Origin of the sequence: Streptomyces phytophilus, from assembly GCF_013870535.1 — a bacterium.
Lineage (GTDB): Bacteria > Actinomycetota > Actinomycetes > Streptomycetales > Streptomycetaceae > Streptomyces > Streptomyces phytophilus.
Window position 1 is genome coordinate 1 of the sequence record NZ_JACBXC010000295.1, and the last position, 5,813, is coordinate 5,813.

The 5,813-nt window shown below is 70.6% G+C and carries 5 protein-coding genes and 1 pseudogene; all 6 read right to left on the minus strand.

What is annotated here, in order from left to right:
- A partial coding sequence (locus H5J30_RS15285) for a family 43 glycosylhydrolase (protein WP_181787982.1) occupies positions 1-1,081 on the minus strand: 1,081 nt, incomplete at its 3' end.
- Positions 1,078-2,547, minus strand: coding sequence for a sulfatase family protein (locus H5J30_RS15290; protein ID WP_181787983.1), 1,470 nt, complete (start codon positions 2,545-2,547; stop codon positions 1,078-1,080). The genes H5J30_RS15290 and H5J30_RS15285, both read right to left, overlap by 4 nt.
- 346 nt (positions 2,548-2,893) lie before the next feature.
- Positions 2,894-3,892 (minus strand): aliphatic sulfonate ABC transporter substrate-binding protein, encoded by a 999-nt coding sequence (locus tag H5J30_RS15295; protein ID WP_181787984.1) that lies wholly within the window; start codon positions 3,890-3,892, stop codon positions 2,894-2,896.
- 65 nt (positions 3,893-3,957) lie between these two features.
- Positions 3,958-4,737 carry an ABC transporter ATP-binding protein gene (locus H5J30_RS15300; RefSeq protein ID WP_181787985.1) on the minus strand — a complete coding sequence of 260 codons (780 nt, stop codon included), beginning with the start codon at positions 4,735-4,737 and terminating at the stop codon, positions 3,958-3,960.
- Positions 4,734-5,546, minus strand: a complete 813-nt coding sequence (locus H5J30_RS15305) for an ABC transporter permease (protein WP_181787986.1) — start codon at positions 5,544-5,546, stop codon at positions 4,734-4,736. The genes H5J30_RS15300 and H5J30_RS15305 overlap by 4 nt, the downstream gene beginning before the upstream one ends.
- Positions 5,547-5,562: 16 nt before the next feature.
- A pseudogene (locus H5J30_RS15310) lies at positions 5,563-5,813 on the minus strand (ROK family transcriptional regulator); the annotation flags it as partial.

Genomic DNA, 5,813 nt, shown 5'->3' on the forward strand with positions numbered 1-5,813 from the left:
CGCGGACGACGGGCCAGCCGCCGATCCAGTCGAGCCGGTCCATCAGCATGGGGCGCCGGGTGAGCTGGCGGTCGGGCAGGTCGGGGAAGCGGTCGAGGTCGGGGTTGTCGGCGGGGATGCCGTGGTAGACCAGCCAGTCCTGGCCGGCGAGGTCGGTGGTCAGCCCGTTGTGCCCCGGGCCGATCCAGCGGTTGCCGTTGGCGCCGAGGACGATGGCGCCCTTGCTGGTCGGCGCCATCAGGTCGACGCCCTCGTCGTCGCGGAAGGGGCCGGTGGGGCTGGTGGAGCGGCCGGCCTTGACCTGGTAGCCGCTGTACGCGCCGTCGCAGCAGCCGGCGTCGGAGTAGAAGAGGTAGTAGTGGTCGTCGCGGCGGACGACGAACGCGCCTTCCATGCGGCGGCCCTGGGCGACCTGCGTCACCTCGCCGGTGATGCGGGTGCGCTCCGCGTTCATCTCGGCGACGCAGAGGATGTCGTAACTGCCCCAGTAGAAATACGTCTTGCCGTCGCGGTCGGTGAACTGCGCCTGGTCGATGCCGCCGGTGGGGCAGCCGCTGGGCGCGGGCAGCACGGGTCCGGTGTCCGTCCACGGGCCGGTCGGGGTGGGCGCGGTGGCGGCGCCGACGGTGTCGCGGCCGGGGACGGAGTAGTAGAGGGTGTAGCGGCCGTCGTTGTAGCGGATGTCGGGGGCCCACAGCCGGGAGCCGCGGTGCCACTCGGGCTGCGTCTCGGGGGTGAAGACCTCGCCCGCGTACTCCCAGGTCGCCAGGTCCCTGGAGCGCAGGATCGGCAGCATCCGCTCGCCCTGCTCGCCGCCGGTCTGGAAGACGGGGTTCTGGGTGCCGTAGGCGTACCAGTAGCCGTCCTTGCCGCGGATCGTCACGGGGTCGGGGAAGGTGTCGACGACGCCGTCGGTGACCGGGTTGGCGTACGTCCCGGGGGCGCTCTTCCTCTCCGCGGCGGGGGCCGGGGCCGGGTTCGAGGCCGGGGCCGGGTCGGCGGCCGTCGCCGACGACAGCGGCAGCAGTCCCGCCAGGAGTGCGCACAGCAGCAGCGCGGTCCGTGTCCACGTCCGTCTCATGCGGTGGTTCCTTCCGGTTCGAATGCGCTGAGGGTCGGGTCGTAGTCGAGGGCGCCGACGTCGTACATCGGCGTCATCCAGTGGTAGAAGTTGTCGCCGCGCTCGCGCAGCAGGTCGTACAGCCGGCGCAGCATCCGGCGGCGTACGGGCAGCATCTCGGGGTGCGCGTAGCGGTTGGTCAGCTCGTGCGGGTCGGCGGCCAGGTCGTACAGCTCGTTGACGGACTCGGGGTTGACGACGAGCTTGTAGCGCTCGTCGCGGATCATGCGCTGCGGGTACGGGAAGTGGTGGCCGTGGAACTCGGCGAGCAGCTCCGCGGGCCACTCGGGGTGCTCGCCGCGTACCAGCGGCAGCAGGCTGCGGCTGTCGACGGCGGGCGCGGTGTCGCAGCCGGCGAGGTCGAGGATGGTGGCGGTGCAGTCGGTCAGGGTCACGAACTCGTCCCTGACCTGCGGCGGGGCGCCGGGGACGCGGACGATGCCGGGGATGCGGTAGATGTCCTCGTACATCGCCGGGCCCTTGTCGTGGAGGCGGTGGGCGCCGGTGAACTCGCCGTGGTCGGCGGTGAAGAACACCGCCGTCTCGTCGGTGAGGCCGAGTTCGTCGAGGCGGGCGAGGATGCGGCCGATCTGTTCGTCGATGAGGGTGACGTAGCCCCAGTAGACGGCGATGAGCTTGCGGGTGACCTCGATGGGGATGGTGTCGAACGTCCAGTGCGCGCTGTAGTTGCGCTGGACGGCCGGCTTGCCCTCGAAGGTCTCGGCGATCGACGGCGGCAGCTCGACCAGGTCCGGGTCGTACATGTCGTAGTACTCGTCGGGCAGCAGGTAGGGCAGGTGCGGGCCGAAGAAGTGGGTGGCGAGGAAGAAGGGGCGGCCGGTGGCGGCGTACGTCTCCAGGTGCTCGATGGCGCGGGTGGCGAGGTAGTGCTCGAAGGTCGCCTCGGCGGGCTGGTGGAGCCGGGCGGCGAGCAGGTTGCCGGGGTTGCCGTTGGGGGTGGTGCCGCGGACCGGGTCGGAGATCCGGTACGGGGGCAGGCCCCGTTCGTCGAGGTAGGCGAGGTAGTCGGGGTGGTCGACGGGGTTGTGCCAGCCGGGCAGGTCGGGTCCTTCGAAGCCGTAGGAGGCGGCGTTGCGGTGGGTGCCGCCGTGCCACTTGCCGATCAGCCCGAGCTGGTAGTCGCGTTCGGCGAGGGCGCCGGGGAAGGTGAACGCGTCGCTGCGGAGGTCCTCCAGATAGCCGACGTTGCGCTCGTAGTTGGCGAGCAGCCGGTGCCGGAACGGCGCCTGGCCGGTGAGCAGGCTGGCGCGGGCGGGGGTGCAGATGGCGGTGGGGGTGTAGCACCGCTCGAAGCGGGTGCCGCCGGCGGCGAGCCGGTCGAGGTGGGGGGTGGCGACGTGCGGGTTGCCGTAACAGCCCAGGGTGTCGACACGGTGCTGGTCGGTCATCAGGAACAGCAGGTTCACTCTTGCCCTTTCGAGGAAGCCCCGGCGTTCGGACCCCTGAGGCATCGAAGCCTGATCCTGGCGCCGGGGAGCGGCGCAGCGTCATCAACGTGGGAGGCGTTGTCAGTGGTCGCCGGTAAGTTGCTTGCATGAAGCTGGTGGTGCAGGTCAGGTTGCTGCCGACGCCCGAGGAAGCGTCGGCACTGCGGCGGACGTTGCACGCCTGCGATGCCGCGGCGAACCGGGCCTCTGCAGTGGCCTGCTCGACGGGCAAGCGGTCGCGTAACGACCCGTGGCCGTCCTGTCGTAGAGGGCAGCCCGGAGCGCGAATCGATGTGAAGAACCGTCGGGCCGTCAAGCCCGGACTTCACGACCGAGAAGCCGACTTGGTGGACGCCTTCGTGTAGAGGTCGCCGAGGTAGTACTCCGCCGGGTCGGGGGCCTCGTCGAGCTGGCCGGTGCCGACGAAGAACTCGGCGAGGTCGTTCAGCCAGTCGCCGACCGTGCCGTCCTCGGTCTTGGCGACGAGGTCCTTGGTCGGCAGCAGCTCCTGGTTGGTGGCGTCGGCCTTGACCTTCTCCTCGTCGAGCTTGAGCATCGCGGCGGTGTCGGCGACGGACTCCTCGGGGTTCTCGTAGCGCCAGTCGTTGGCCTTCTGGAGCACGCCGACGACCTTGGTGGTCAGCTCGGGGTCGACGCCGGTGCCGGCGACGAAGGCGTTCGGGAAGTAGCCGTCCTCGAAGTCGCGGGTGCTGGCGACCTCTTCGAGGTCGGGGACCTTGGCCTTGATCTCGTCGATCATCGGGTACCACAGGCCGGCGCCGTCGATCTGGCCGGAGGAGAACGCGGAGACGATCGTCGCGGGGTCCATCGGCACCTTCTCGACGTCGTCGATGGACATGCCCTCCTCCTGGAGGGCGAGGTTGAGCGCCATGTCGCCGGAAGTGCCCTCGGGGACGCCGACCTTCTTGCCCTTGAGGCCGGCGAGGGAGGTGATGCCGGGCTGGGCGATGACGCGGTCGGCGTAGCCGAGGGTGTTGACGGCGACGACGTCGGCCTTGCCGGAGGCGGGCAGCCACATGGCGCCGGGGCCGATGTAGCCGAAGTCGAGGTCGCCGGCGCCGAGGGCCTGGATCTGGATGGGGCCGTTGTTGAAGACGGAGACCTCGGCGTCGAGGCCGGCCTCCTTCCACAGGCCCTGCTTCTCGGCTATCGCCAGCAGGCTGGCGCCGTTGTAGTCGTTGATGTAGCCGAAGCGGACGGTGGAGCCGTCACCGCCGCCGCTGTCGTCGGAGCAGGCGGCGACCGGGAGTGAGATGAGCGCCACGGTGAGTGAGAGTGCGAGGGTACGGCGGGTCGCGCGCATGGCGGAGTGGTCCTTTCGGGATGTGCTGAAGTCTCGTGGTGCGGGGTACGGGGACGGGGTGCGGGTCAGGCGGCGGCCGGGGCGGTGCCCTGGTGGTAGACGGAGTGCCAGACCTCGTTGCGTATCCGGCCGAACTCGGGCGACAGCCGGATCTCCTCGGTGCGCGGATAGGGCAGGTCGACGTCGACGATCCGGTGGATGCGCCCGGGGCGGGCGGCCATCACCACCACCCGGCTGGCCAGGTAGACCGCCTCGTCGACGTCGTGGGTGATGAACATGACGGTGCGCTTGTCCTGGCTCCAGGTGTCGAGGAGCTGGTCCTGCAACTGCACCCGGGTCAGCGCGTCCAGCGCCCCGAACGGCTCGTCCATCAGCAGCACCTGCGGGTTGACCGCGTAGGCGCGGGCGATGGCGCAGCGCTGCTTCATGCCGCCGGAGAGCGTCTTGGGCAGCGCGTCTGCGAAGTCGGTGAGGTCGACGAGTTCGATGGCGTGCTCCGCCCGCTTCCTGCGCTCGTCGGCCGCCAGTCCGGCGAGCCTCAGCCCGAACTCGACGTTCTGCCGCACCGTCAGCCAGGGGAAGAGGGCGTACTGCTGGAAGATGACCCCGCGGTCGGGGCCGGGCCCTGTGACGGGGCTGCCGTCGACCAGGACGTCACCCGAGGTGGGTTCGGCGAGCCCCGCGGCCATGTTGAGCAGGGTGCTCTTGCCGCAGCCGGACGGGCCGACGACGGTGACGAACTCGCGGTCGGCGATGTCCAGGGACACCCCGTTCAGGGCGGTGAAGTCGGTGCCCTTCATCGGGAAGGTCTTCACGACGTCCCGGAAGGAGATTTTCTCGGTCATCGTCGCTCCTGCCAGCCGGTGAGGCGCCGTTCGGCGAGCAGCAGCAGCCGGTCCATGACCAGGCCGAGCACGCCGATGGTGATGAGTCCCACGAAGATGGTGTCGAGGTCGTAGTAGGTCTGGGCGTGCTGCATACGGAAGCCCAGGCCCTCCTGGGCGGCGATCAGCTCCGCGGCCACCACGGTGGCCCAGGCGGCGCCGAGGCCGATGCGCATGCCGACGAGGATGAACGGGGTCGACGCCGGGATCACGACCTTCAGGAAGATGACGCGGTCGGAGGCGCCGAGGACCCGGGCGGCGTTGATGAGGGTGCGGTCGACGTCGACCACGCCCTGGAAGGCGGCGACGACGCACGACAGGAACGCCGCCAGGAAGATGACGAAGACCTTCGGCGTCTCGCCGATGCCCATGAGGACGATCGCCAGCGGGATGAGCGCCAGCGGCGGGATGGTGCGGAAGAACTGGACGTACGGCTCCAGCAGCCCTCGGGCCGTGGGGTACCAGCCCATGAGGAAGCCGACGGGGATCGCGAGCGCCGTGCCGAGCGCGAAGCCGGTGAAGACGCGGCGCAGGCTGGCGAGCAGGTCGTCGGCGAGGGTGCCGTCGGCGATCAGGTCGCCGGCCTTCTGCGCCACGGCCAGCGGGCCGGGCAGGCTCTCGACGTTGAGCGCGGCCAGCACCGCCCAGACGGCCACGCCCGCGGCGAGGGCGATGGCGTTCAGTACGAGGGAGCGGACCTGGCCGCGCCGCTCGGTGCGGCGCGTGCGTGGCCGGGTGGCCCGCTTGCGGGGTGTGGTGATCACGGCCATACGTACCTCGTTCGTCTCACGCGTCGTCCTGGGGACCGGCGTCTGCGGGGTAGTGGGAGAGCAGGGGTGATTCGTGCAGCACCAGCGCGATGGCGCCGAGCGCGCCGCCGGTGGCGCCGAGGGTCGCGGGGCGCAGCACCACGCGGTCGCGGGAGGCGGGCATGATGTGCGCGCCGAGGGCTTTCTCGATCGGTCCGGTGAGCGCCTCGCCGGTGCGGGCGAGTTCGCCGCCGATGACGATGACGCCGGGGCCGATCGCGTTGCAGA